The sequence below is a fragment of the Dyella sp. 01L423 genome (assembly GCF_056399945.1).
In genome coordinates, this window is record NZ_JBFTSI010000002.1 from 650156 (window position 1) to 672871 (window position 22716).

General features: G+C 63.2%; 18 protein-coding genes. 10 read left to right on the plus strand and 8 right to left on the minus strand.

Annotated features, from left to right (window positions below):
- Positions 1-72 precede the first annotated feature (72 nt).
- The 3 genes from dctA to AC1DMY_RS09675 are packed head-to-tail and all read right to left on the minus strand — an operon-like array spanning position 73 to position 3168.
- Positions 73-1365 (minus strand): C4-dicarboxylate transporter DctA, encoded by a 1293-nt coding sequence (dctA, locus tag AC1DMY_RS09665; RefSeq protein ID WP_477164728.1) that lies wholly within the window; start codon positions 1363-1365, stop codon positions 73-75.
- A 49-nt stretch (positions 1366-1414) separates the two neighbouring features.
- Positions 1415-2314 (minus strand): substrate-binding domain-containing protein, encoded by a 900-nt coding sequence (locus AC1DMY_RS09670; protein WP_477164729.1) that lies wholly within the window; start codon positions 2312-2314, stop codon positions 1415-1417.
- Positions 2311-3168 (minus strand): amidohydrolase family protein, encoded by an 858-nt coding sequence (locus AC1DMY_RS09675; protein WP_477164730.1) that lies wholly within the window; start codon positions 3166-3168, stop codon positions 2311-2313. Before AC1DMY_RS09675 ends, AC1DMY_RS09670 begins: the two co-directional genes overlap by 4 nt.
- Positions 3169-3433: 265 nt before the next feature.
- Between AC1DMY_RS09675 and AC1DMY_RS09680 the strand changes: the two genes are divergently transcribed.
- The 6 genes from AC1DMY_RS09680 to AC1DMY_RS09705 all read left to right on the plus strand — a co-directional run bounded on the left by AC1DMY_RS09680 (position 3434) and on the right by AC1DMY_RS09705 (position 9407).
- Complete coding sequence (locus AC1DMY_RS09680; RefSeq protein WP_477164731.1) at positions 3434-4717, plus strand: LysR family transcriptional regulator; 1284 nt, start codon at positions 3434-3436, stop codon at positions 4715-4717.
- A gap of 272 nt (positions 4718-4989) precedes the next feature.
- The gene (locus AC1DMY_RS09685; protein WP_477164732.1) at positions 4990-6483 is read left to right on the plus strand and encodes an FAD-dependent oxidoreductase; all 1494 of its coding nucleotides are present in this window, start codon (positions 4990-4992) and stop codon (positions 6481-6483) included.
- A gap of 18 nt (positions 6484-6501) precedes the next feature.
- Entirely contained in the window at positions 6502-7143 is a 642-nt protein-coding gene (locus AC1DMY_RS09690) for an HD domain-containing protein (protein WP_477164733.1), read from the plus strand.
- Between the two features lie 157 nt (positions 7144-7300).
- Positions 7301-7918, plus strand: coding sequence for a cupin domain-containing protein (locus AC1DMY_RS09695; protein WP_477164734.1), 618 nt, complete (start codon positions 7301-7303; stop codon positions 7916-7918).
- A 104-nt stretch (positions 7919-8022) separates the two neighbouring features.
- On the plus strand, positions 8023-8904 hold the full coding sequence (locus AC1DMY_RS09700; protein WP_477164735.1) for an NmrA family NAD(P)-binding protein: 882 nt from the start codon (positions 8023-8025) through the stop codon (positions 8902-8904).
- 44 nt (positions 8905-8948) lie between these two features.
- Positions 8949-9407, plus strand: a complete 459-nt coding sequence (locus AC1DMY_RS09705; protein WP_477164736.1) for a MarR family winged helix-turn-helix transcriptional regulator — start codon at positions 8949-8951, stop codon at positions 9405-9407.
- A 44-nt stretch (positions 9408-9451) separates the two neighbouring features.
- Here AC1DMY_RS09705 and AC1DMY_RS09710 read toward each other — a convergent pair whose 3' ends face one another.
- Positions 9452-11908 carry a TonB-dependent receptor plug domain-containing protein gene (locus AC1DMY_RS09710; RefSeq protein WP_477164737.1) on the minus strand — a complete coding sequence of 819 codons (2457 nt, stop codon included), beginning with the start codon at positions 11906-11908 and terminating at the stop codon, positions 9452-9454.
- A 345-nt stretch (positions 11909-12253) separates the two neighbouring features.
- Here AC1DMY_RS09710 and AC1DMY_RS09715 point away from each other — a divergent pair, with 345 nt between their 5' ends.
- The 4 genes from AC1DMY_RS09715 (at position 12254) to AC1DMY_RS09730 (ending at position 16878) form a co-directional block, all read left to right on the plus strand.
- Positions 12254-12703: a DUF3574 domain-containing protein gene (locus AC1DMY_RS09715; RefSeq protein ID WP_477164738.1), complete on the plus strand. Its 450-nt coding sequence runs from the start codon at positions 12254-12256 to the stop codon at positions 12701-12703.
- A 1-nt stretch (position 12704) separates the two neighbouring features.
- Positions 12705-14297: a SulP family inorganic anion transporter gene (locus AC1DMY_RS09720; protein ID WP_477164739.1), complete on the plus strand. Its 1593-nt coding sequence runs from the start codon at positions 12705-12707 to the stop codon at positions 14295-14297.
- Between the two features lie 95 nt (positions 14298-14392).
- Complete coding sequence (locus tag AC1DMY_RS09725) at positions 14393-15622, plus strand: dicarboxylate/amino acid:cation symporter (protein WP_477164740.1); 1230 nt, start codon at positions 14393-14395, stop codon at positions 15620-15622.
- A 53-nt stretch (positions 15623-15675) separates the two neighbouring features.
- Positions 15676-16878 (plus strand): threonine synthase, encoded by a 1203-nt coding sequence (locus AC1DMY_RS09730; RefSeq protein WP_477164741.1) that lies wholly within the window; start codon positions 15676-15678, stop codon positions 16876-16878.
- Between the two features lie 2 nt (positions 16879-16880).
- Here AC1DMY_RS09730 and AC1DMY_RS09735 read toward each other — a convergent pair whose 3' ends face one another.
- The 4 genes from AC1DMY_RS09735 to AC1DMY_RS09750 are packed head-to-tail and all read right to left on the minus strand — an operon-like array spanning position 16881 to position 22687.
- Entirely contained in the window at positions 16881-18968 is a 2088-nt protein-coding gene (locus AC1DMY_RS09735) for an oxidoreductase (protein WP_477164742.1), read from the minus strand.
- Between the two features lie 5 nt (positions 18969-18973).
- The gene (locus tag AC1DMY_RS09740) at positions 18974-20299 is read right to left on the minus strand and encodes an amino acid permease (RefSeq protein WP_477164743.1); all 1326 of its coding nucleotides are present in this window, start codon (positions 20297-20299) and stop codon (positions 18974-18976) included.
- Between the two features lie 19 nt (positions 20300-20318).
- Positions 20319-21620, minus strand: coding sequence for a Xaa-Pro dipeptidase (locus AC1DMY_RS09745; RefSeq protein WP_477164744.1), 1302 nt, complete (start codon positions 21618-21620; stop codon positions 20319-20321).
- The gene (locus AC1DMY_RS09750; protein ID WP_477164745.1) at positions 21617-22687 is read right to left on the minus strand and encodes an aromatic ring-hydroxylating oxygenase subunit alpha; all 1071 of its coding nucleotides are present in this window, start codon (positions 22685-22687) and stop codon (positions 21617-21619) included. Before AC1DMY_RS09750 ends, AC1DMY_RS09745 begins: the two co-directional genes overlap by 4 nt.
- Positions 22688-22716: the final 29 nt, after the last annotated feature.

The following is a 22716-nucleotide window of genomic DNA, read 5'->3' on the forward strand; positions in this document are numbered from 1 at the left end:
TGACGCACTCCTCCCCGCCGCGGCGCCATCAGGTGCCGCGAGACACATGTTGTTTTGAAGGCTGACTTCCTGTTAACCCGCGTGTAGTTCTTTTTGTAGCTGTTCGCGATTGACTGCCTGTTCCCAGCGGCCAACCACCACGGTGGCCACGCAATTGCCGACGATATTCACGAACACGAAGCCCGCCGACAGAATGCGATGCACACCAAGAATCAAGGCAACACTGCTGACAGGTATGGTCTTGGTCGCCGCCAGTGTCATGGTCAGTACCGCGATGGCCGAGCCCGATACACCAGCGCCACCCTTTGACGTGACCAGCAAGATCAACAGCAAGCCCAGTTGCCCCTGCCAGCCCAGCGCGGTGTCCGTGGCCTGCGCCAGAAACACCGTGACCGCTGCGAAATACAGGCAGGTGCCGTCGTGGTTGAAGCTGTACGCCGTGGGCAACACCATGCCGACCACCGATTCGTTCACGCCAAGACGGGTCAATTTTTCGGTGAGCTGCGGAAACACGCTTTCCGACGAACTGGTGCCGAGCACCAGCACCAGCTCCTCGCGGATATAGCGCATCAGCTTGAGCAGGCTGAAGCCGCACACGTAAGAAATCGGTGCGAGCACCAGCAGCAGGAAGGCCACGCAGGTCAGCGCGAACACGCCCACCAGCTTGGCCAGCGGCAAGAGACTGGCGGCGCCGAACTTGGCGGTGGTGAAGGCGATCGCGCCGAATGCCGCGATCGGCGCAATCTTCATCACCTGGCGGATGATCCAGAACAACGCGAGCTGGGTGGCATCGACCACGCGCAGCACCGGCTGTGCCTTTTCACCGAGGCTGGCCAGCCCGCAGGCAAACAGCACGGAGAACAGCAGCACCTGCAAGATGTCGCCGCGACTGAATGCGCCCAGCGCCGAGGTCGGCACCAGATTCGTAAGAAACTCGCCAAAGCCCTGAGGCGCGGCAGGTACATGGTCTACCGCGTCCATGCCTTGCTTGAGCGTGGCGAGGTCGACATGCATGCCTACGCCGGGCTTGAGCACATTGACCGCGACCAGGCCGATCACCAGCGCCACGCTGGTGACCAGCTCGAAATACACCATCGCCTTGAGTGCGATGCGGCCCACCTTGCCCATGTCGCGCACGCTGGCGATGCCGTGCGTGACCGTGCAGAAGATGATCAGCCCCACCACCATCTGGATCAGGCGGATGAAGATGTCGCCCAGCGGCTTCAGCGCGGCGCCGATGTTCGGCCACACCACGCCGACCAGCACGCCCAGCACGATGCCCACCACCACCTGGAAGGTCAGGTCGCGATAAAGCGGATGCCGCTGCGACGTCAGATGGGTTTGGAGGTTTACCGGTCGGGTCATCTGGAAACTGAACTCTAGTAGTGAGTCGCGTTGGCGCTATAGCGCAATATCAGGCCGTCTTGGCTTCTAGCAAAGCGTGCGCGGGACCCAACACCTCGTCGAGGCTAAGCTTGCGCGGGAGCAGCGCCTGTTCCAGGCACGCATCGATGATCCACTCCAGGGGGCCATGCAAGGCGTCAAAGCCAGACAAAGTCTTGCGTGGACCGGCAGCGCCTGCCTCCTGTCGGCTTTCGGCTTCAACCAGCAGACCGTAGGCGGCGCGCACGGCGTCCGGCTCGCGCCGGCAGGTCTCGGCGCTTGCCGCGACCACGTGGTTGATCGGCACAAATCCGTGCTGTCGCGCCCAGGCCAGGTCTTTGGCCTTGGCATCGGCCATCACCGGCACATAGTCATCGCCTTCGGGAAGATCGTTGCCGAAGATCGCCGCATCGATATCGCCATCGTGCAGCATGGCCAGCAAGTCCTTGCCATGGGCGGGGTGTTCCACGAACGGCGGGTCCTGATACTGCGTGACATGTGCCGGATCGTGGGTGACCCAATGGATGTCAGAGGTTGCAAGTCCGGCATCCTCGACCAGGTGCGCGCGCACCCACATGCCCGTGGTCTGCGTGTAAGAACGTACGCCCACGCGCTTGCCGCGCAATTGTTCAGGCTTGAGTTCGCCACGCGGGCGATAGGAAATCAGGCAGCCGCGCTGGAAGCGCGAGGCCACCACCACGGGCAGCAACACCACTGGCCGCTGATAGGCAATGGCCTGCAAGGCAGTGACGATGGCCAGCTCGGAGATGTCGAACGCCGCGTCGCGCACCATCGGCGCAAACGCCTTGTGGATCGGGCTGATCTCAGTGAAGTCGAGCACCACGTGGTCACTCTTGAGCGTACCGTTCTTCAGAGGTGTGGTCAGGGCCGTGGTCTTCAACACGGTCTGCAGGTGGGCCGGCTGACTCATGCCGATACTCCCGCCAGCGCCGGATAGATGCGCTGGACCGTGCCGCCGAAGATCATCGCCTGCAGCGGTTGCGGCAGGCTGGACAGTACGTCGCGCGCCGTCGTCGCCAGTTCATGCAGCGAGCCTTCGGCGGCGGGGAAATTGGAGCCCCAGGCAATGCGCTCAGCGCCAAACGTGCTCACCAGCTTTTCGAGGAAATCGATGGGATGGGAGAGGCCTTTCGCTGCCGCAGCCAGGGTGCGATTGGTCAGCTTCAGGTGCACGCCATCGAACTGGGCCATGTCAAACAGCATCTGCGCCGCTTTGTAAGGAACACCGTCGTCGAGGTCGGGACGGGCGCAATGGTCGAGCAGTACGCGCACACCAGGGAAGCGTTCAAGCAAGGTGCGCAGGGTCGGCAGGCCTTGCATGGTCATCTGCAGGCAGACGGGAATGCCCTTGCGTTCGGCATGCGCCCACGCCGGATAAGAATCCTTGTGGCCCAGCCAATCGGATTGACCAGGCATGGTGGTGCCGGTGGTGAACAGGCGAAAGCCATGCAGGCCTTGCGCCTCCCAGTGATCGATCCGTTCGACGGCATCGGGTGCCAGCGCGTCGATCGAATACACCCCGGTCAACCGGTCGGGATACGCACGCACCGTATCGACCACATAGCGGTTGTCGTGACCGTAGACAGTGGAGGCTTGCACCACCACGGCCTTGGCAATGCCGGCCGCATCCAGCGCCTTGATCACACCTGCCGCATCGACGGGGCGCTGCTGCGACCACTCGGACTGATGGCCGCCGATCGGGTTTTTCGGGTAGGCGTTGGTGTCGGAGGCGATGGCGTGCAGATGGGAGTCGATGATCTTCATAAGCGCAGTCAGTTCACTGTCGGTGTTCGCGGGGAAGGGGTATTTCTTGCATCGCAACATCGAATGATTCGGAGAGAGCGGCGGTTTGGCGTCTTCTGATGTTGCGTTGCGCCATCAAAAAAACCGGGCACGACTTTCGAGATTGATATCGATTGTTACGAGAGAGTTTTTCTGCCCTCTGCTCGTGGCCTGAATCTGCGCCGAAACACTGGTGTTGCCAAATTCGTTTTATTATTGACACATAAGTAAATACTATTGATTGCGCATGGATAAGATTTACGCCCTCAATCTTCGCCACCTGGATGCACTCAGCGTGATCGCTCGCGCCGGCAGCATGAGCGTGGCGGCCGAGCAGGTCAGTCTTTCGCAACCGGCCTTGACCCAGGCCGTTGGCAAGCTCGAGCGCAATCTCGAAATCCGCCTGTTCGAACGCCAGGTCGACGGCACGCGCCCGACCATCAGTGGGCGGGCCTGGATCATTCGTGTGGAACGCGCGCTGCGCTATCTCACTCACGGCGTGCGCCTGGTGCGTCGCTCGGCGCGCCTGGCGCCGCTGAACCATATCGAGCGACGCATCAGCATGGTCCAGCTACGTGCGCTGGTGGCCGTCGTTCAATGCAGCAGCTACGCCACTGCCGCAGAACAGATCGCGCTATCGCAACCGGCCGTGTATCGCGCCGTCCGCGAGCTGCAGGATGCGCTGGGCGCGGAATTGCTGGTGCGAGCAGGACGCGTCGTACGGCCCACGGACCTGGCCAGTCGATTCGTGCGCTTCGTTCGCCTGATGTTGGCGGAGCTACGCACTGGCGTCGACGAAATCGCTGCTGGCAAGTACGGCGGCGGCCGCATCAGCATCGGCACGTTGCCGATGGCGCGCGCCGTGTTCCTGCCGGACTTGCTCGCGCGGTTCGCGCAGGAACATCCGAGCGCTTCTGTGGATGTACGCGAGGCGCCGTATGGCGAGCTGCTCGCCTCGCTGCGTCATGGCGACATCGACTTGATGATCGGCGGCGCCATGCGCCATCCGGCACCGGCCAATGACGTGGAGCAGGAGGGCTTGTTCGATGATGAACTTTTCATCGTCGGCAACAGCGCCCATCCGCTGCGACAGCAAAAGCTCGTGGCGATCGACGACTTGCTCGCCTATCCCTGGGCCGTGCCGGCACCCGGCGTGCCGATGCGGCGCAACTGGGAGACGTTGTTTCGCGTCAACGGCATCGAGCCGCCGACACCGCGCATCGAATGCAGCTCCGTCCTGGTGACGCGCGGGCTGATGCTCAAAGGCGACTGGTTGAGCCTGATGTCGATGGACCAGTTCATGTTCGAGCGCCAGGCCGGCGCACTCACCGAAATACCCATCGAGGGTGGCGTATTGCGCCGACGCATCGCCATGACCCGTCGCAGCGATTGGCGGCCGACACCCCTGCAGGAGCAGTTCGCCACACTGGCGCGCGAGATGGCTGCCGAGCGCACCGAGCGCGCGGACGTGCGCGTTCGTATCGAAGTCAATGCATCCACGGATCGTTGGGATGTTGAGGATTTGCATTGATCGCCGTGCGCGCAGCAGCAGGGCTGCCTGGCATCGTGTTGATGCCGGTGTGGGTGGTTTGAGCTCCATCGGCGAGCGCTCTCAGCGCAGTGCGAGATCCAACGTTCAGGCGGCCTGAGAGGGCTGCGGCATCCTGTCGGCGCGCTTGGCTTGCAATAATTAACCACGTGATTAATATATTCATCGCGCGCCGAATAAGGCGCGAGCGAGGCCGCTTTGGCAGTTGGCGAAAGGCCCTTCATGCACTGAGATGACGATCGGAGTAGTGAGCGATGAACACACAAGTATTGGTCGTGGGAGCGGGTCCGGTGGGTTTGACGATGGCGGCGGAGCTCGCGCGCTATGGCGTCAAGGTTCGCATCGTGGACAAGGGCGCAGGTCGCTCCACCACCTCCAAGGCACTTGCAATCTGGAGCCGCACGCTCGAATTGCTGGAGCGCTCTGATTGCGCGCAGGCCTTCGTGGCGAAGGGGCGCAAGATGGACGGCATGAACGTCTACTCGGGCGGCAAGCGCGTCGCGTTCATCGACTTCCGGAAAATCAAAAGCCGCTACAACTACCCGCTCATGCTTCCGCAATCGGATAGCGAGAGCATCCTCGAAGAGCATCTCAACGCACTTGGGGTGCAGGTGGAACGCGAGGTCGAACTCGTATCGTTCGCCGAGGATGATCTTGGCGTTTGCGCGACCCTCAATTCCGGGCAAGGCGAAGAAGTGTGCCGTTTCGACTGGGCGGTCGGTTGCGATGGCGCACACAGCACAGTCAGGCACGCGCTTGGCATTCCTTTCGATGGGGAGACGTTGCCATCCGATTGGGTGCTTGCCGATGTCCACATGCAAGGACTGCCAACGCCGCCTTCCGAGCTTTCAAGCTATTGGCATGAGCAGGGCGTGATCGCCATCTTCCCCATCACCGAAGGGCGCTTCCGCCTGATCGCCGAAGTCCAAAGCGCCCCGGGCGCACGACCCGCCGATCCCACGCTGGCCCAGGTTCAAGCGATCATGGATCAGCGCGGGCCGGGCGGGGTGACGCTGTCGGACCCAGTCTGGCTGTCGTCGTTCCGCATCAACGAACGCAAGGTCGCCCGCTATCGTTCCGGCCGAGTGTTTCTCGCTGGCGATGCGGCGCATGTCCATAGTCCGGCAGGCGGGCAGGGCATGAACACCGGCATGCAGGATGCGTTCAACCTGGCGTGGAAGCTCGCGCTGGTGTGCAACGGTACGACGCAGGACCCGAGGCTCTTGGAGTCCTACAGCCAGGAGCGTAGTGCCGTGGGTGAAAAAGTGCTCGCCGATGCCGCGCGCCTCACCAAGGTTGCAACGCTGAAGAACCCCGCGGCAGTGGCCGTGCGCAACGCCATTGGCGGCATGCTATTCGGGCTGATGCCGGTCAATGAATTCTTCGCACAGAACTTTTCCGAGACCACCATTGGATATGCCGCGAGCCTCATTAACGGTGTATCCGAAGCTGGGCATGACGCGCCTCGCACGGGTGAGCGCATCGTTCCCGCCGCGCTGGAAGGTCCATTTGGCGCCGGTCCGCAGCCGCGCTTTGCGCTGTTGGCCGCTCCCACGCCAGCCATTGAAAATTTGCTGGTCGAGCACGCATCATTGCTGGAAAAGCAGGTGCGCGCGCCGCTTGGCTCAGATGGCATTTGGCTGGTTCGTCCTGATGGATATGTAGCGTGTGTTGCGCGAGCGGCAAGTGCTATCGACGACTATTTGAAAGCCATGAAAGCCGGTGCGCAGGCGGTGGCAGCGGGCTGACGGAGGAGGAGCAGAGCGATGCTTTCCCATATCCCCGGGATCTCGATTCCCGATAGCAAGATCGCCCGCGAGGCAACCCAGCTGCTGCGCGATACGGCCAGCGACTTGCTGTTTCAACATTCGATGCGGGTCTATTGCTGGGGCGCCTTGCTCGCCAAGCGCCGAGGCCTCGCCTTCGATCCGGAGCTCCTCTACGCGGGGGCGATGTTCCATGATCTGGGTCTTACTCCGGGTTTCCACAGTAGCGCGCTGCGTTTCGAAGTGGATGGAGCGAACGCTGCGCGCGACGTTCTGCGCAGTCATGGCATTGCCGAAGCGGACATCCACAAGGTGTGGGCGGCCATCGCCCTCCATACGACACCGGGCATCCCCGAGTTCCTGCATCCGGAGGCAGCGTTGCTTCATGTGGCGGCCGGCATGGATGTCGCGGGTCGTTCGTACGACCAGTTCACGGAGGAGGAGCGCGACGCAGTCGTGGCGGCCTATCCGCGCGACGATCACTTCAAGCAGCGCATTATCGACACGTTCTATGAAGGCCTGAAGGATCGTCCCGCGACGACCTTCGGCACGTTCAACGACGACTTTATCGCGTACAAGAATCCCGCGTTTCGGCGGGTGGACATCTGCAGCGTCATTTTGAGCTCACCCTGGGCGCATTGACCGCGCGGCCGGTTGCGCCAGGCCCCGGCCAGAACTCTGGATTCGTCGACGCATCGTGCGTTTTGGAAAAATGGCCTGAATCACGCAAAAGCCGTCGGCGATAACGGCCTAGCCTTCCCGTCAGACGTCAGCAGACGTTGCCGAGTGAAGGTGTTTCGTGATCGATGCGTTGACGAGGAGTTTGCCGGACTCCGCTCTCTTGACCGAATCAGTAGCCTTGCCCTACGGCTATCCCGGTCCGTCGGCGTGGGCCGGTCCGACCAGCGCGGGCACGATGCGTTCCGATCAGAGGCCCATTGTCATTCCCGTGCTGGGACTGACGCTGTGGGTTCGCGTGGCGCCGGAAACGTTTGGCGGCGCCGCTTCCATCATCGAGACGGCACATGCCCCGGGATTTGGTCCGCCGCTTCATCGTCACGCGGAGACGGAAACCTTTCACGTGCTGCACGGGCGCTACGCCATGCAGATGGACGATCAGCGTTTCGAGCTGACAGAAGGCGACATTGTCACCGTGCCCGGCGGCGTCGCTCATGCCTTCGTCAACGTCAGCGACGGTCCTTCGCGTCAGCTCGTGCTGATCACCCCTGGCATGCGGGCCGACCTGTTCTTCGCGGCACTGAGCGAGCTCATGCGCGAAGGTCGGCCGCAGCGCGACGCCCTGAATGCCTTCGGCCGTCAGTGGGGCGTCGAGTTTCTCGGGCCTCCCCTGAGGAAATCCGGGTCAGCGGACGCTGTCATTGCCGGCGACGGGGAAAAGGGCATGAGTGCGCCCTGACCCCCGTTCGCCGCGGGATCGGCTTGCGTCACTTGCAAATAGGAGCATATGCCCTTATTGTCGATATAAGAGCATATGCTCCTATAATCCAAGAGGACCAGACCATGAGCGAATCGACCATTCTCGTCAGCGGCGCAACCGGGCGCACCGGTGGCGCCGCCATCGACGAACTGCTGAAGATGGGCAAGCGGGTACGCGCTTACGTACGTTCGAACGACGAACGGGCGGCGGCGCTAAGGGCTCGCGGCGTGGAGACGGCTGTCGGCGATTTCACCGAAATCGACCAGATTCGCGCGGCGATGGAAGGCGTCAGCGCAGCCTATTTCCTGCATCCGATCGCGCCGGGTATTGTCGAGGCAGCTGCCTATGTCGCGCAGGCTGCGAAGGAGGCGGGAGTCGCTGCCATCGTCAATATGTCGCAGATTTCCGCACGTCGGGAGTCCACCAGCCATGCGGCCCAGGACCACTGGATTTCCGAGCGCGTGTTCGACTGGTCCGGGGTGCCCACGACGCATTTGCGCCCGACCTTCTTTGCCGACTGGCTGATCTACCCGCACTTCGCCCATGAAATCTGGGCCCGGAAAAAGATCGAGTTTCCATTTGGGAACGGTCGCCATGCGCCCATCAGTTCGGACGATCAAGGTCGGGTGATCGCGCATATCCTGGCCCAACCGGCCGGTCACGAGGGGAAGATTTACACCCTTCACGGCCCCATCGAAATGAATCACACCGAGATTGCAGCCGCCATGAGCGGCGTGCTCGGGGCGCACATCGAGTACGCGCCGATATCGATCGACGATTTCAAGGCCAAGATGGAAAACCTGTATAAGTTCCCTCCGTTCCTGGTCCAGCATCTGGTGGAAGTGGCCCAGCACTACCGGGAAGGCATTTTCCAGGGCACCAATGATGTGGTCGAGAGAATTACCGGAACGCCAGCGCTGTCGGTACCGTCCTTTATCGAAAAGCATCGCGCAGCATTTGCTTGAGGCATGGGCCGGGTGTTCGTGCCAGAGGGGTGAGGAGAGTCGAGATGTCGCCAAACAAGTCGTCGATTGGAGTCGATCAGTGCCACTGCTTTGCGATGAGGAAGGCTGCCCGGCAGATTTCGCGCCTCTATGACAGCCATCTGCAGCCCACCGGCCTGCGCATTACCCAATTCCTGATACTGGCGGCGTTGAATCAGGAGCAGGGCGTGTCGATCAACGACCTTGCCGAGCGCCTCGATACCGAACGAACGGCCATGGGCAAGATGGTGGGCGTGTTGGAGCGGGACGGTTTTGTCCGGCTCCGGCCGTCGCCGACGGATGGTCGCAGCCGTCTCGTCGAGCTCACCCCGGACGGTAGGGCCTTGTTCGAACAAGCGGCTCCGCTTTGGCGCGAAGCCCAGCGGCAATTCGGCGATATGAATGGCGCGAAAGATGTGCGCGCGCTTCGGCAGAGTCTTTCAGGCATGCAGACGGGCGATCTGTCCACTTCGTCTTTTGAGTGAACGTCCGCCTCCATGCCGTTGGAGCCGCCCCAATACCCTCATGCCTAGAACGTGTAACGCACTCGCCCATACCAGTAGGCGCCGTTGCTGCCGATCGGCGAGATCACGTCGTACGGAAAATTGCCGCCGTAGTTGATGTCGCTATTGGAGCGGGTGGGGTACTGATTGGTGACATTGTCGCCGCCGAGCGCAAGGCTGAGGTGATCGGTGGCCCGGTACTCGACCTCCAGATCCAACTGGAAGCGCGGTGCATAGGTCTGGGTGGGGATGTAACCGTCCCCAAAATCGAACACGCGCGTGGTGGCGCCCTGGCGGGTGACGCGCCCCAGCAGGCCCCACTGCTTGTTGTCCCATTTTGCGGTAAAGCTGCCGCGCTGGCGTGGTGCGGCATCCGTCAAGGTATTGCGCGCTTCGACGCCAAACAGCACATTGTCGGCGCCCGCGGCGATAAGCGCGGCCGGAGTGGCTTCGACACTGCGGATCTGGGTGTTGTTGTGGCTATAGGCCAGGGTCAGCAGCAGGTTGCCGCTGGCAATCTCGGTGCGATAGTTTCCCACCAATTCCGCGCCACGCGTGATGGTATTCACGGCGTTGGTGAAGAACTGCACGCTCTGCACGCCGGCTACGCCGAAATTCTGTTGGATGTATTGCTCCAGTCCGTCGTTGTCGATCGTCTCGGACAGCGTCACGCGGTGGTCGATGGCGATCTGATAGGCGTCGAGCGAGAAGTCGAAGGCGCTGCCGAGCTGGCCGGTAATGCCAATGCTGACATTGCGCGATTTCTCCGGCTTCAGCGGTTGCGCGCCAAGGTCGCGTGCCAGTGGATTGTTGACCGACAGGATGCGGCCCGTTACCAGCTTGCCGTCCGCGCCATAACCGGTGGTGGTGGCTTCGTAGCCGATCTGGCTCAGCGAGGGCGCGCGTAGATTGTTGGATGCCGCGCCGCGCAAGGCAAAGCCAGGCGCAAACTCCCAGCGCGCGCTGAGCTTGCCGCTCCAGTTTCCGCCAAAGTCGCTGTAGTGCTCGTAGCGGCCCGCTGCGTCGGCGAAGAAGGTGTCGGTGATGTCGCTGGAAACTTCGGCATAGGCAGCTTGCACCCGTCGCGAAAGATCCGCGGCGTCCTGCGGCTGCAAGCCGCCGCCGGCCTGTGCTCCGGCAGGTGCATCGATCGGGCCGACCTCATAAGACGCCGGATCTCCCGCACCAGTGTGGAAGGTCTCATAGCGATACTCGCCGCCCACGGCCAAGGTCACCGGCCTGCCGGCCACGTCATACTGGCGATTGGCATCCAGATTGGCCGTGCTCTGGTTGAACGCGTAGCTGCCGATATGGAAGTAAGTGGGGCTCGCTGCACCGAGCGAGGCATTGAGCGAATCGCGCAGGTCGTAGTCGAACGCGTTCCTGCCCCAGTTGAGACTGCCGTCGTAGTTCCATTCGCCCAGCGTGCCGCGTATGCCGCCGGCGGTTTGGGCATCGCGGTTGTGGCCGATGGACTGCGGCAAATAGCCATCCGGATAGATCGAAGCTACGTTCGCATCGCTATCGGGGTAGCGAAAATAGTTGTCGCCGATCGTGTGACGCTGGGTAAACGTGCCGAACGCATACAGGCTGGCGTGTTCGTTCAAGGGCAGTTCGCCGTTGAACCAGCCGTTGTAGCTCTCGTTGGGCGGATCGCCGGCCGCGTAGTTGCGCTGCCCGCGGAGGGCGAGATTCGCCGAGGTGGGATCGGCAATGAAGTCCGGCACGGTGTCGTAGCCGGCCCGATTGGTGCCCGCATGATGGCTGGTCTCCACGCCTGCGTGGAGGAACCCGTTGCCGGCCAGCGTCGTACCGAAATCCGCTGCGGCATAACCGCCCTGGCCGTCGGTGATCTCGCGATCTGTCGGTCGGAAATGGGTGTGGTAGGCGCCGTAGTCGGCCGTGACTTCGCCCCCGCTGGGCGCATCCTTGAGGATGATGTTGATGACGCCGGCGATCGCATCGGAACCGTATTGCGCACCGGCGCCATCGCGCAGCACCTCGACGCGCTTGATCGCGCTGATGGGGATGGCATTGAAGTCGACCGGCGTGGTGCCGTTGCCGATCTTGGTATCCGTGTTGACCAGCGCCGAAGTATGAAAGCGCTTGCCGTTGACCAGCACGAGCACTTCGTCCGGCGATAGCCCGCGTAGCTGGGCTGCGCGCACGTGGTCCGAACCACCCGAGTTGGATTGGCGCGGAAAATTGAACGAGGGCAACAGCACGGCAAGCGCCGCGCCCAGTTCGCCATTGACCGCGCCAGCGTTTCGCAGGTCCTGCTCGCTCAATACATCCACCGGCACCGGCGAATCGAGCGAGGTGCGGTTGCTTGCTCGCACGCCCGTCACCACGACCTGGCCCAGGGTCTTGGGTTGTTCATCGCCGGGCTGCGATTGGGCATGCGCCAGGGGTGCGGCAAGCGACGTCGCCATGAGGGCGGTGAGCAAGCGGACGCGCGGCAGTGCGGCGGGTCGTAACGACATGGCAATTCCTTATGGGTGCAGCTGTCCATCGCGCGAGCCCCGGCGGGCGGCGCTGGACAAAATGGATGGATGGAAAGCAAGCGCCGGGGAGGGCGCTGATGAGCGGCTACGCCAGACAACATCGCCGCATGGCGTGGCCATGCGGCGCGTGCGGGCTCTCAAGCATGCAATCGATCATGTTCGACAAACCTGATCCCCAGGTACAACAGGCAGTGGGCTCGACCGCGCAAGGCGGCCGGTGGTTATTTGTTGCATTGCGCAAGTCATGTTGTCAATACTGCGCGAAGGTCGGCACGACCGACGATCTATCCGTATAGATGTCCAAATTGGCATGAGGAAATAGCCATGATTCATTTGCGTTTTGCATGGGCGTTGCTCGCTGCCGGGCTGCTTTGCGGTTGCGTGGCCTCAGTGGCGCCCGCGGCCGCCACCTTGCATGGCGATTCAGCTCATCCTGCGCAAACGCAAGGCTGGGTGGATACCAAGCTGTATTTCGGGCTCGGCCTCGCGGGCGATGCTGCCAATGGCGTCAGCGAGCAGCGCTGGCGGGAATTTCTCGACGCCGAGGTCACGCCGCGATTCCCCGATGGCTTGAGCGTGGTTGACGTCTACGGCCAGTGGCAGGGCAAGGGGCAGGCAGCACCGGAGCGCCTGCGTTCCAAGATGCTGGTGATCGACTATCCCGATACCGTGGAGAATCGAGCTAAGGTGGACGCCATACGTGCTGCGTGGAAGCAGCGCACGGGTGATCAGTCCGTGCTGCGCGTGACGCAGCCTGCCGAGGTGTCGTTCTGAGATGAGCAGCATTCGTTCACAGCGTTGGCTTTCGCCCGGCGACGTCAATGGTTTTCTTGGCCTGGTGGTCGACAACCTGTCGATCATGGCCTTTCTTGCCACCGCCTTGATCGGCATCTTCGGCTTCCCGGCAGATATCGTGTTTTTGCGCATGTTCCCCGGCACGACGTTTGGCGTGCTGCTGGGCAATCTGGCCTATACAGCGATGGCGCGCCGACTGGCCAGGCGCGAGGGGCGCGATGACGTCACCGCCATGCCGCTTGGCCTGGATGCGCCCACCAGTATTGGCATGGCGCTGCTGGTGCTCGGTCCAGCGTTTCTGAATTTCAAGCAGGCAGGCCTGGACGAGCACGCTGCCGCGATCGCCACCTGGCAGCTGGGCATGGCCTCGCTGGTGATCATGGGTGTGTTGAAGTTCGTGCTGTCGTTCTTTGGCGGCATGGTGCAGCGGCATGTGCCGCGCGCCGGCCTGCTGGGCTCGATCGCAGGCATCGCACTGGTGCTGATGGGCTTTCTTCCGTTGATCGAAATACTCAAGGTGCCGGTGGTGGGTTTTGCCGGCTTGGGTGTGGTGCTGTACGCGCTGGTGGCGCGCGCGCGCATGCCGCTGGGGCTGCCCGGCGTGCTGGTGGCCTTCGCGGTGGCGGCGCTCTTGTACTACGGCCTCGGTCCCTTGGGCTGGCTCGGCAACGGCTATCACGCGCCGGTGGCCTGGCAATGGCGGTTTGCCCTGCCGCTGCCGACCTTGCAGTGGATGAACGGCTTGGCGGCCGCGACGCCGTACCTGCCGCTGATCCTCCCGTTTGGATTGTTGATGGTGGTGGGCGGCATCAATGTCACGGAGAGCGCACGCGTAGCCGGCGACGATTACCGCACGCGCGACATTCTGCTGGTGGAGGCCTTGGCAACCTTGGTGGCAGGTTTCTGCGGCGGCGTCGCGCAGACCACGCCGTATATCGGCCAGCCGTCGTACAAGGCGATGGGTGCGCGTAGCGGCTATACGCTGCTGACGGGCTTGGTGATTGGCCTGGGCGGCGTGTTCGGTTACCTCTCCAACCTGGTCGAGCTGCTTCCTTTGTCGGTGCTGGCGCCGATCCTGGTCTTTGTTGCGATCGGCATCACCGTGCAGGCTTTCGAGGCGACGCCGGTTCGTTATGCAGCCGCCGTGGTGTTCAGTTTCTTTCCGGCGATCGCGCGCATGGTCACGATCAAGTTGAGCGATCCCAGCTATGTGTCGAGCGACCATTACAGTGCGCTGTTCGCCGAGCATAGCCACGGCATTTCCGAACTGGCGGTGATCACCGTGCTGGGCAACGGCTTCATCATCACCTCGATGATCTGGGCGAGTTTCCTGGTGGCCTTGATCGATGGTAGGACGCGGCGTGCGGCGGGCATCCTGTTATCCGGCGCGGCGTTGAGTCTGTTTGGCATCATTCACTCGGTGGAGCTGACTGGCGGGATCTATGTGCCTTGGACACTCGGCGAGGCGTCACGCCAGCTGGTCTGGCAGTTCACCGGCGCCTATGTGGTACTGGCCATCGTGTTGCTGCTGCTTGCCCTGGCAGCGCCACGTGAAGTCCGCAGCGCGGCCTGAGCGGATGTTGCGCGACGTGAGGATGGGCAGCATTGGCCGGCGATAAGCAAGGTGGCTCCCGGGCACGAGGACGGCACGGATTCACGCTGTCCCTCGTGGCGGCCACACTGCTCGGCGTGCTCGTGGGCTGGATCTGCAATCGCACGTTGGCGACGGACCGAGCGGCCGCCATCGCCGCCGACCTTTCCGTCATCACGGACGTGTTTTTGCGCCTGATCAAGATGATCGTCGCGCCCCTGGTGTTTGCCTCGCTGGTATCGGCGGTCGCACGCATGGGTGGTGCCGCGGAGATCCGGCGTATCGGCATCAAGACGCTGGCCTGGTTCTTCGTGGCCTCCTGTGTGTCGCTCACCGTGGGCCTGCTGATGGCCCATTGGCTACAACCGGGCGCGGTGCTGCATGCCATGCCCGCTTTTGCGCAACTGCCGGCGGCCAGCGGCAGTGCGGGCGCGGCCACGAGCTTTTCGCTGGCGGACTTCATCAACCACTTGATTCCTCGTTCCTTCGTCGAAGCGATGGCGGACAACGAGATTCTGCAGATCGTGGTGTTTTCGCTCTTGATCGGTTTGGCGGCGGCATCGCTGAAGGACAGGGCGCTGGGCTTTGTGGAGTTGGTCGATTCATTGGCCGCCGTGATGTTCAAGATCACGGACTATGTAATGAAGGTCGCGCCGCTGGCCATCTTCGCTGCGCTGGCCAGTTCGATCTGCCTGCACGGCATCGCCATCATGGGGACGTACGCGCGCTTTGTGGCAGGTTTCTATCTGTCGCTGCTCATCCTGTGGGTGCTGCTATTGGCCGCGTTGAGCCTGATCATCGGGTCGCGCAGCCTGCGGCTGCTGGCTGGCATCCGGCAGACGGTGTTGCTGGCGTTTGCCACGTCATCGTCGGAGGCAGCGTATCCGCGCCTGCTGGAGCAGTTGGTGGCGTTTGGCATACCTCGGCGCATCGCCAGCTTTGTGCTGCCGTTGGGATACTCGTTCAATCTTGATGGCGCGATGATGTACTGCACGTTCGCCATTTTGTTTATCGCGCAGGCCTACGGCGTCGAGCTGAGCGTGGGGCAGCAGATCACGTTGTTTGGGCTGCTGATGCTCACCACCAAGGGACTGGCGGGCGTGCCGCGCGCCGCCATCGCAGTAATTGCCGTCACGCTGCACTATTTCCATCTGCCGGATGCCGGCGTTGCGCTGGTGCTGGCGGTCGATCACGTGCTGGACATGGGGCGCTCGGCTACCAACATCGTCGGCAATTCGGTGGCCGCCGCCGCGGTGGCGTCGTGGGAAGGGCAGCTTGATGCGCCCGCCGACGGCGATCGCCCGTGAATACTCTCCTCCATACCGCTCCTGTGCACATCGTCCATCTTTAGCGAGGTCTTATGCCTGCCATTGCCTATCTCGAATGCTCCCGCTGCCATGCGCGTCTGCCCGCCGATGTGCCGCAGACGCTGTGCACGCAATGTCCCGAGCAGCCTGCGGGTGCGCTCTACGTGAGATACGATCTCACGCCTCTGGTCGGCACCCCTCCGGCAGACGTGGTGAATGGTGGCGATGCGACGACGCCATGGCGGGGCATGTGGCGTTATCGCGCCGTGCTGCCCGACGTCGCGCCGGTGACGCTGGGCGAAGGCTGGACGCCGATGCTTCGCAGCAAGCGTCACGACGCACTTTTCCTGAAGGAGGAGGGCGCCAATCCCACCGGCTCGTTCAAGGCGCGCGGGCTGGCGTTGGCAGTGACCATGGCGCGTCATTACGGCTTGCGCAAGCTGGCCATTCCTTCGGCCGGCAATGCGGCCGGCGCACTGGCGGCGTATGCCGCCGCGTCGGACATCGAAGCGCATATCTTCATGCCGCGCGATGTACCGCTCGCCAACCTGGTGGAAGCGACCGCCTATGGCGCCAAGGTGACCCTGGTCGACGGGGTGATCTCCGACTGTGCGCGCATCGTTGGCGAGCGCAAGGCGGACGAGGGCTGGTTCGATATTTCCACGCTCAAGGAGCCGTTCCGCGTGGAAGGCAAGAAGACCATGGGCTATGAACTGGTCGAGCAGCTTGGTTGGGAATATCCCGATGCGGTGTTCTATCCCACCGGCGGCGGCGTCGGCCTGATCGGCATGTGGAAGGCGTTCGAAGAGCTCGAGCAGTTGGGTTGGGTGAAGCCGGGCAAGCGGCCGCGCATGTTCGCCATTCAATCGTCGGGATGCGCGCCGGTGGTGCGGGCCTTTGACGAAGGTGCCGCCGTCAGTCAGATGTGGAAAGACCCCAAGACTGCGGCTTCGGGCCTGCGCGTGCCGAAGGCATATGGCGACTACATCATCCTCGACATTTTGCGGGCGTCGGGCGGCAAGGCGGTCGCCGTCTCCGATGCGGAAACCTTTGCATCGTTGCGCGATTGGGCTGCGAACGAGGGGATCTTGTTATCGCCCGAAGGGGCCGCCGCCACTGCCGCCTACGCGCAGCTGATCGCATCGGGAGACCTGAAGGAGTCCGATCGCGTGGTCATCTTCAACACCGGTGCAGGCTTGAAGTACACCGATGTCATTGCTGCCGAACTGGGCTTGTCACCCGCACAAGGATCGTGACCTCAAGCCAGCGTCTCGCGTCGCAAGTCATCCGGATCGGCAGTGTGGAAGTGCCGCTTGAACGCCACCTCGCCGGTCTCCGGTTCCTGCAGTTCACGTGCATAGCGGTGCCCGGCGTAGATCGCATGCGCGATCAGGCCGGGCGCCTCGGCGTCGCCGATGCAGCGTACGGAGCGAATGCCTGCGCCGCCCCAGTGACCCTGGCGTTGCAGCAGTTGCTGGTATAGAGCGTCGTCGGGCAGGCGCGAGGTGATGGTGACCACGGCATCGCAAGGGCGTTCCGTCTGCTGCTCGTCCCAGGTGTTTTCCAGCGTCAGCGTCGAACCATCGAAACCTGCGATGTTGTGCGACACGATGGCCTCGATGCCGAGCTTGGCCATGCGTTTGCGGATATGGCGGTAATCGAGCGTGTTGACGCTCCATGGGGCGATGCTGTCTTCCGGCGTCACATAGGCGACCTCGCAACCGCGAGCACGCAGCAGTTCGGCGGCCACGCTGGCGTAGTAAAAGCCGTCGTCGTCGAACACTGCGACGCGGCCTTCAGGAAGACGGCCATCCATCAGATCGTCGAGCGTGAACACCTTCGCGTGGTCCGCCAAGCCGGGAATGCCCAGTCCATTGCTGCGGCCAAAGCCATCGCGTCGCCACTGACAACCGGTGGCGAGCACCACGTGTTCGGCGCCGAAATCGATGACGTCCTGCGCGGTGAGCGGTGAGTCGAGATAGACGCTTACGTTGTTGAGCTTGCCGATCTGGCCCACGCGCCAGTCGCGCACGCGAGCCCACTCGGCCAGGCCGGGCAAGCGTGCTTCGCGGGTGACGCGACCGCCCAGTTCCTTGCGCGATTCGGCCAGGCTCACATCGTGGCCGCGCTGGCCAAGTGCGCGCGCCGCCTCCAGGCCCGCCGGTCCGCCGCCGACCACCAGCACGCGGGTCGGTTGGGGAGCGGGGCGAATGCGTTCGGGATGCCAGCCCTTGCGCCATTCCTCGCCCATGCTCGGATTCTGCGTGCAGCGAATCGGTGAGATGGTCATGTCGCCGGAGACGCAGATATTGCAGCCGATGCATTCGCGGATATCGTCGACGCGGCCCTCTTCGATTTTCTTGGGAAGATAAGGGTCGGCGATGGAAGGACGCGCCGCGCCGATCAGGTCGATCACGCCGCGCCGGATCTGCGACACCATCGTGTCGGGCGAGGTGAACCTGCCCACACCGACCACCGGCTTGGTGGTGGTTTTCTTGACGAAATCGATGAACGGTTCCTGCGCGCCTTCGGTGGCGAAGCGCGAAGGCACCGAGTCGTTGTACCAGGCAGCCAGATTGACGTCCCACAGGTCGGGCAATTCGGCCAGCATGCCGACGATGTCTTGCGCTTCGGCCAGTTCGACGCCGCCGGGTCCGAGCAATTCCTCGGTGGCGAAACGCAAAGCCACGGCGCAGGTGTCGCCCACGGCGTCGCGCGTGTCCTGCAGCACTTCGCGCAGCAGGCGTACGCGGTTTTCCAGCGAGCCGCCGTACTCGTCGCTGCGCTGGTTGCGGCGGCGCTGCAGGAAATGCATGGGCAGCGACAGATCGTGCGCGGCGTAGACATAGATGATGTCCATGCCCGCGCGCTTGCCGCGCAACGCGGCTTCGCGATGCCAGCGGCGGTACTCGCGGATGTCGTGCAAGGTCATCGCGCGGGCTTGCGATGGATAGCCATACTTCGACACCTGATGGGAGGGGCCGAGCAGTACTTCGCGCGAATACAGATTGGAGGCAGTCGGACCGTTGTGCGAAAGCTCAAGCGCGGCGAGCGCACCGTGCGCGTGCACCTTGTCGCACATCAGCGCGAGCGCGGGGATGTCGCGATCGTCCCACAGGCGTGCTTCCACATAAGGCGTGAGGTCGCTGCTGGGATGGATCTCGCATTCCTCGGTGGACACCACCGCCCAGCCGCCCTCGGCCTTGATCTCGCGCATTGCGGCGTGAGCCAGCGGCATCGCGTGACCCATGCCGTTGCAGTGCGGTACCTGGAAGAAGCGGTTCTTTGCGGTGACCGGGCCGATCTTCACCGGCGTAAACAGGATGTCGTAACGCGGATCTCTCATCGAACTCAACCCTTGGCCGGTGCGGGTGCGCTATGCGGCGATTTGCGCCGAAGCCGCATGATGGCGTAAAGGGGCAGGCCGGCGGCGATCAGGCCCATCGCAAGCAGGAACGGCTCGCGACCGCTGCCCACAAAGGCGAACACCGCGTAGACGGCACCCCCCATGGCGACCAGCAACACCTTGCGACCCATGCCGAAGGTAGCGTTGCGACGCCACAGCACGGCCAGCGATAGCGAGCAGCTGAGATAAAGCGGAAGGTTCGCCGCGGTGACCACGCGGGTGAGGAAGGTGAATGCCGCTACCAGCGACTGGCTGTAGCTCATCCAGGTCATCACCGATGCGAGCAGACCGGTGACGATCAACGCGATGGCGGGTGCGCCACGGCGATTCTGCCGCGCGAACACGGCCGGCAGCGAGCCGTTGTTGGCCATGGTCCGGGTGAGTTCGCCCATCAACAACGTCCAGCCGTTGAGCGCGCCGAGCCCGCTCACCACCACGAACAACGCCAGCCATCGACCGGAGCCGGCCGCCGCGAAGCGATCCATCAGCAAGGCGAACGGCGCATCGGCATTGGCCAGCTCCTTCTGCTCGATCAACAGCAGCGGTACCGCCGAGACCACGATGTAGACGGCCGCGACAAGGATCGCGCCTACCATGGTGGCGCGCGGAATCGTGCGCCCCGGGTTGTTGACGCGTCCGGCGGGCACGCTGGCCGACTCGATGCCGAGCATTGCGTACAAGGCGATGGTCGAGGCCGCCAGGATGCCGCTGAACGTGATCGGTGTGGTCGGCGGGTGGGCCACATAGCTTGCAGGCGAGGTGAGCAAGACCCATCCGCCGAGCAGCGCGATGGCGACCATGGGCAACAGCTTCAGTACCGAGGTCACGATCTGCACGGCGCCGCCCGAGCGCACGCCGAACAGGTTGACGATCACGAACAGCCACAACAGGCACAGCGCGAACAGCGCCGGCTGGATCATCGCCAGTTGCGGCATCACCACCGTGATGTAACCGACCACACCCGTCGCAAGCGCCGCATTGGTCAACCACAGCGAGACCCAGTACGCCCACAGCGCCATGTAGGCCGGCAGGTCGCCGAGCGTGCAGCGGATGTACTCGTACGGTCCGTCGGCTCCGGGCAACGCTTTGGAGAGATGGGCGAACACGCGAGCCAGGATCAGGCAACCGACCAGGGTCACCAGCCAGCCGATCAACGCATTGAAACCGTAAGGGGCGAGCGACGAGGGCAGGATGAAGATGCCCATGCCGATCACGTTGCCGACCACCAGGGCGGTGCAAGTCCAGAAGCCGATCTTTTTGCCTTCGCTCACGTCATCTGCACTCGTCGGGTTAGTCAATGGAAACCGTCTCACCAGCCTTGATCACGCCTTGCACCTTGCGCAGGCACTCCACATCCTGCAGCGGATCACAGGCCACGGCGACTAGGTCGGCTGCCTTGCCAGGCGCAATCGAGCCAAGTTCCTTCTCCTTGCCCATCAGCCGCGCCGCATCGATGGTGGCCGAGCGGATCGCCTGCAGCGGTGTCATTCCATACTTCACCATGTACGCGAATTGGCGGGCGTTGTCACCGTGCGGATAAACGCCAGCGTCCGTGCCAAAAGCGATATGCACGCCCGCTTTTACTGCTTTGCGGAAACCCTCGCGTTGGGCATCGGTGGTTTCGATGTTCTTGCGCAGGGTCTGCTCGGACCAGCCCTCGTGGCGGCCCACGCTGTCGATGTAGTCGCCGTTGTAGATGTCCGCCACCAGCCAGGTGCCGTGCTGCACCATCAGCGCGATGCCCTCGTCGTCGATCAGCGAACCGTGCTCAATGGAACGTACGCCGGCGCGGGTCGCCCGCTTGATGCCTTCGGCGCCATGAGCGTGCGCGGCCACGAACTTGCCGCGCTTGGCGGCTTCCACCACGGCGACGTGGATCTCCTCTTCGGTGTATTCCGATACACCGGGTTCGGTGTTGTCCGCCAGCACGGCGCCGGTGGCGATCACCTTGATGTGGTCGACGCCATGGTCGAGCAGGAAGTCGACATGTTTGCGTACGTCTTCCACTCCCTTTGAGACGCCGACCCGGAATTCCGGCGGCACCACCGTACCCGGCGGCAGCCCGGTGATCTCGCCGCCGCCGCCGGGGACGGTGATATACGCACCGGCGACGAACATGCGCGGACCAGGCACATAGCCGGCGTTGATGGCGTCGCGCAGCGCGATATCGGCAAAGCCGCGGAACACGCCGACGTCGCGCACCGTGGTGAAGCCAGCGCGCAGCGTGTCGTGCGCATTCTTGGCGCCGATGAAGGCATCGCGGGCCGGGTTGCTCTTGAGTGCGGCGCCGTAGTCGGCGGTTTCCATCTCGTCGGCCAGATGCGTGTGCATGTCCATCAGGCCGGGCACGACCGTATAGGCGGTCCAGTTCAACACCTTGGCGCCGTTGCCGCTGTTGGTCGACCACGGCTGCACCGACAACACGCGACCGTCGACGATGGTGACCGCCTGATCGCTCAGCAGCTTGCCGCTGTCCACGTCGAGCAGGTGGCCGGCGTGCACGACGGTACGCTGCGCGCCTTCTGCATCGGCAACGGCCAGGGTGAAGGTCATCGCGATGGCGCACAACAGGCCGGACAACTTCATCGTCATGCAGGTTCTCCAGCGCCTTGGGCATAGGCCGTGCGCAACAGGTTGTGGAAATGCCAGACGCCGCCTTCGCGCTTGGGGCACAGGCGACCAGGTTCGTAGTAACCGGAGGCGAGGCCTTTCTGCACGGCCTCGCAGATATCGATGTCTTCCTGCTGCACTTCGTCGCTGAAGGACTGGTCGGCATCGATGCGCTTCTGCGCCGCGTCGTCCTGCGCGTAGTAATAGTCGAACTCCACGCGGCAGCGGCCCGGACCCAGCGGAAGGATGCGGTTGGTCTGCAGGCGGCCCGGCATGATGTTCAACATCACGTTGGGATAGATGAAGTAATAGAACGCCTGGCCGTCGCCGTAGATATCGGCGCTGTTGCGCAACGGCGAGGATTGCAGCGAGTGCCACGGGAACAGCTCTGTGTCGTAGGCTCGGTAGTCCAGCACCCTCGACAGGCCCGGATGCACGTGGGGCAGGTGGTAGCCCTCCAGGAAGTTGTCGATGTAGACCTTCCAGTTGCAGTCGATGTCGTAGCTGTCGCGACGCAGATAGCGCATGGCAGAGAGATCGATGGGCGCGATGCGTTCGGCGATGCCGGCGTAGACCTCATCGAGCGCAGGTACGCGCTCGCCCAGTGCCACGAACACCAGTCCCTGCCACTCGTGCACACGCAAGGGCGGCAAGCGGATGTCTTCTACCTTGAAATCGCAGGCGTCCTGCATCTCTGGTGCGCTGCGTAGCTGGCCTTCGAGTGTGTAGGTCCAGCCGTGGTATTTACAGTGCAGAGAGCGAGCGCCCTTGCCGTTGCACAGGGCCAGCGGTCCGGCGCGGTGGCGGCAGACGTTGGGGAACGCGCGCAACACATGGTCCTGGCCGCGCACAAGCAGAACAGGGACGCCGCCGATGTGTTCCACCACGTGGTCGCCCGGCGCAGCGAGCTGTTCCTGGTGCGCCACCAGCTGCCAGCTGCGTGCGAATACCGCACGTTGTTCCATCGCTAGCATGGGTTCGCCGAAGTAATACTTCGGGTCGAGTGCGCGGGTGAGCCTGAGGTCGGTGATCTTCGTGTCAGCGTGCATGCGTCGCGGGTTTCCCGGGATAGACTGGG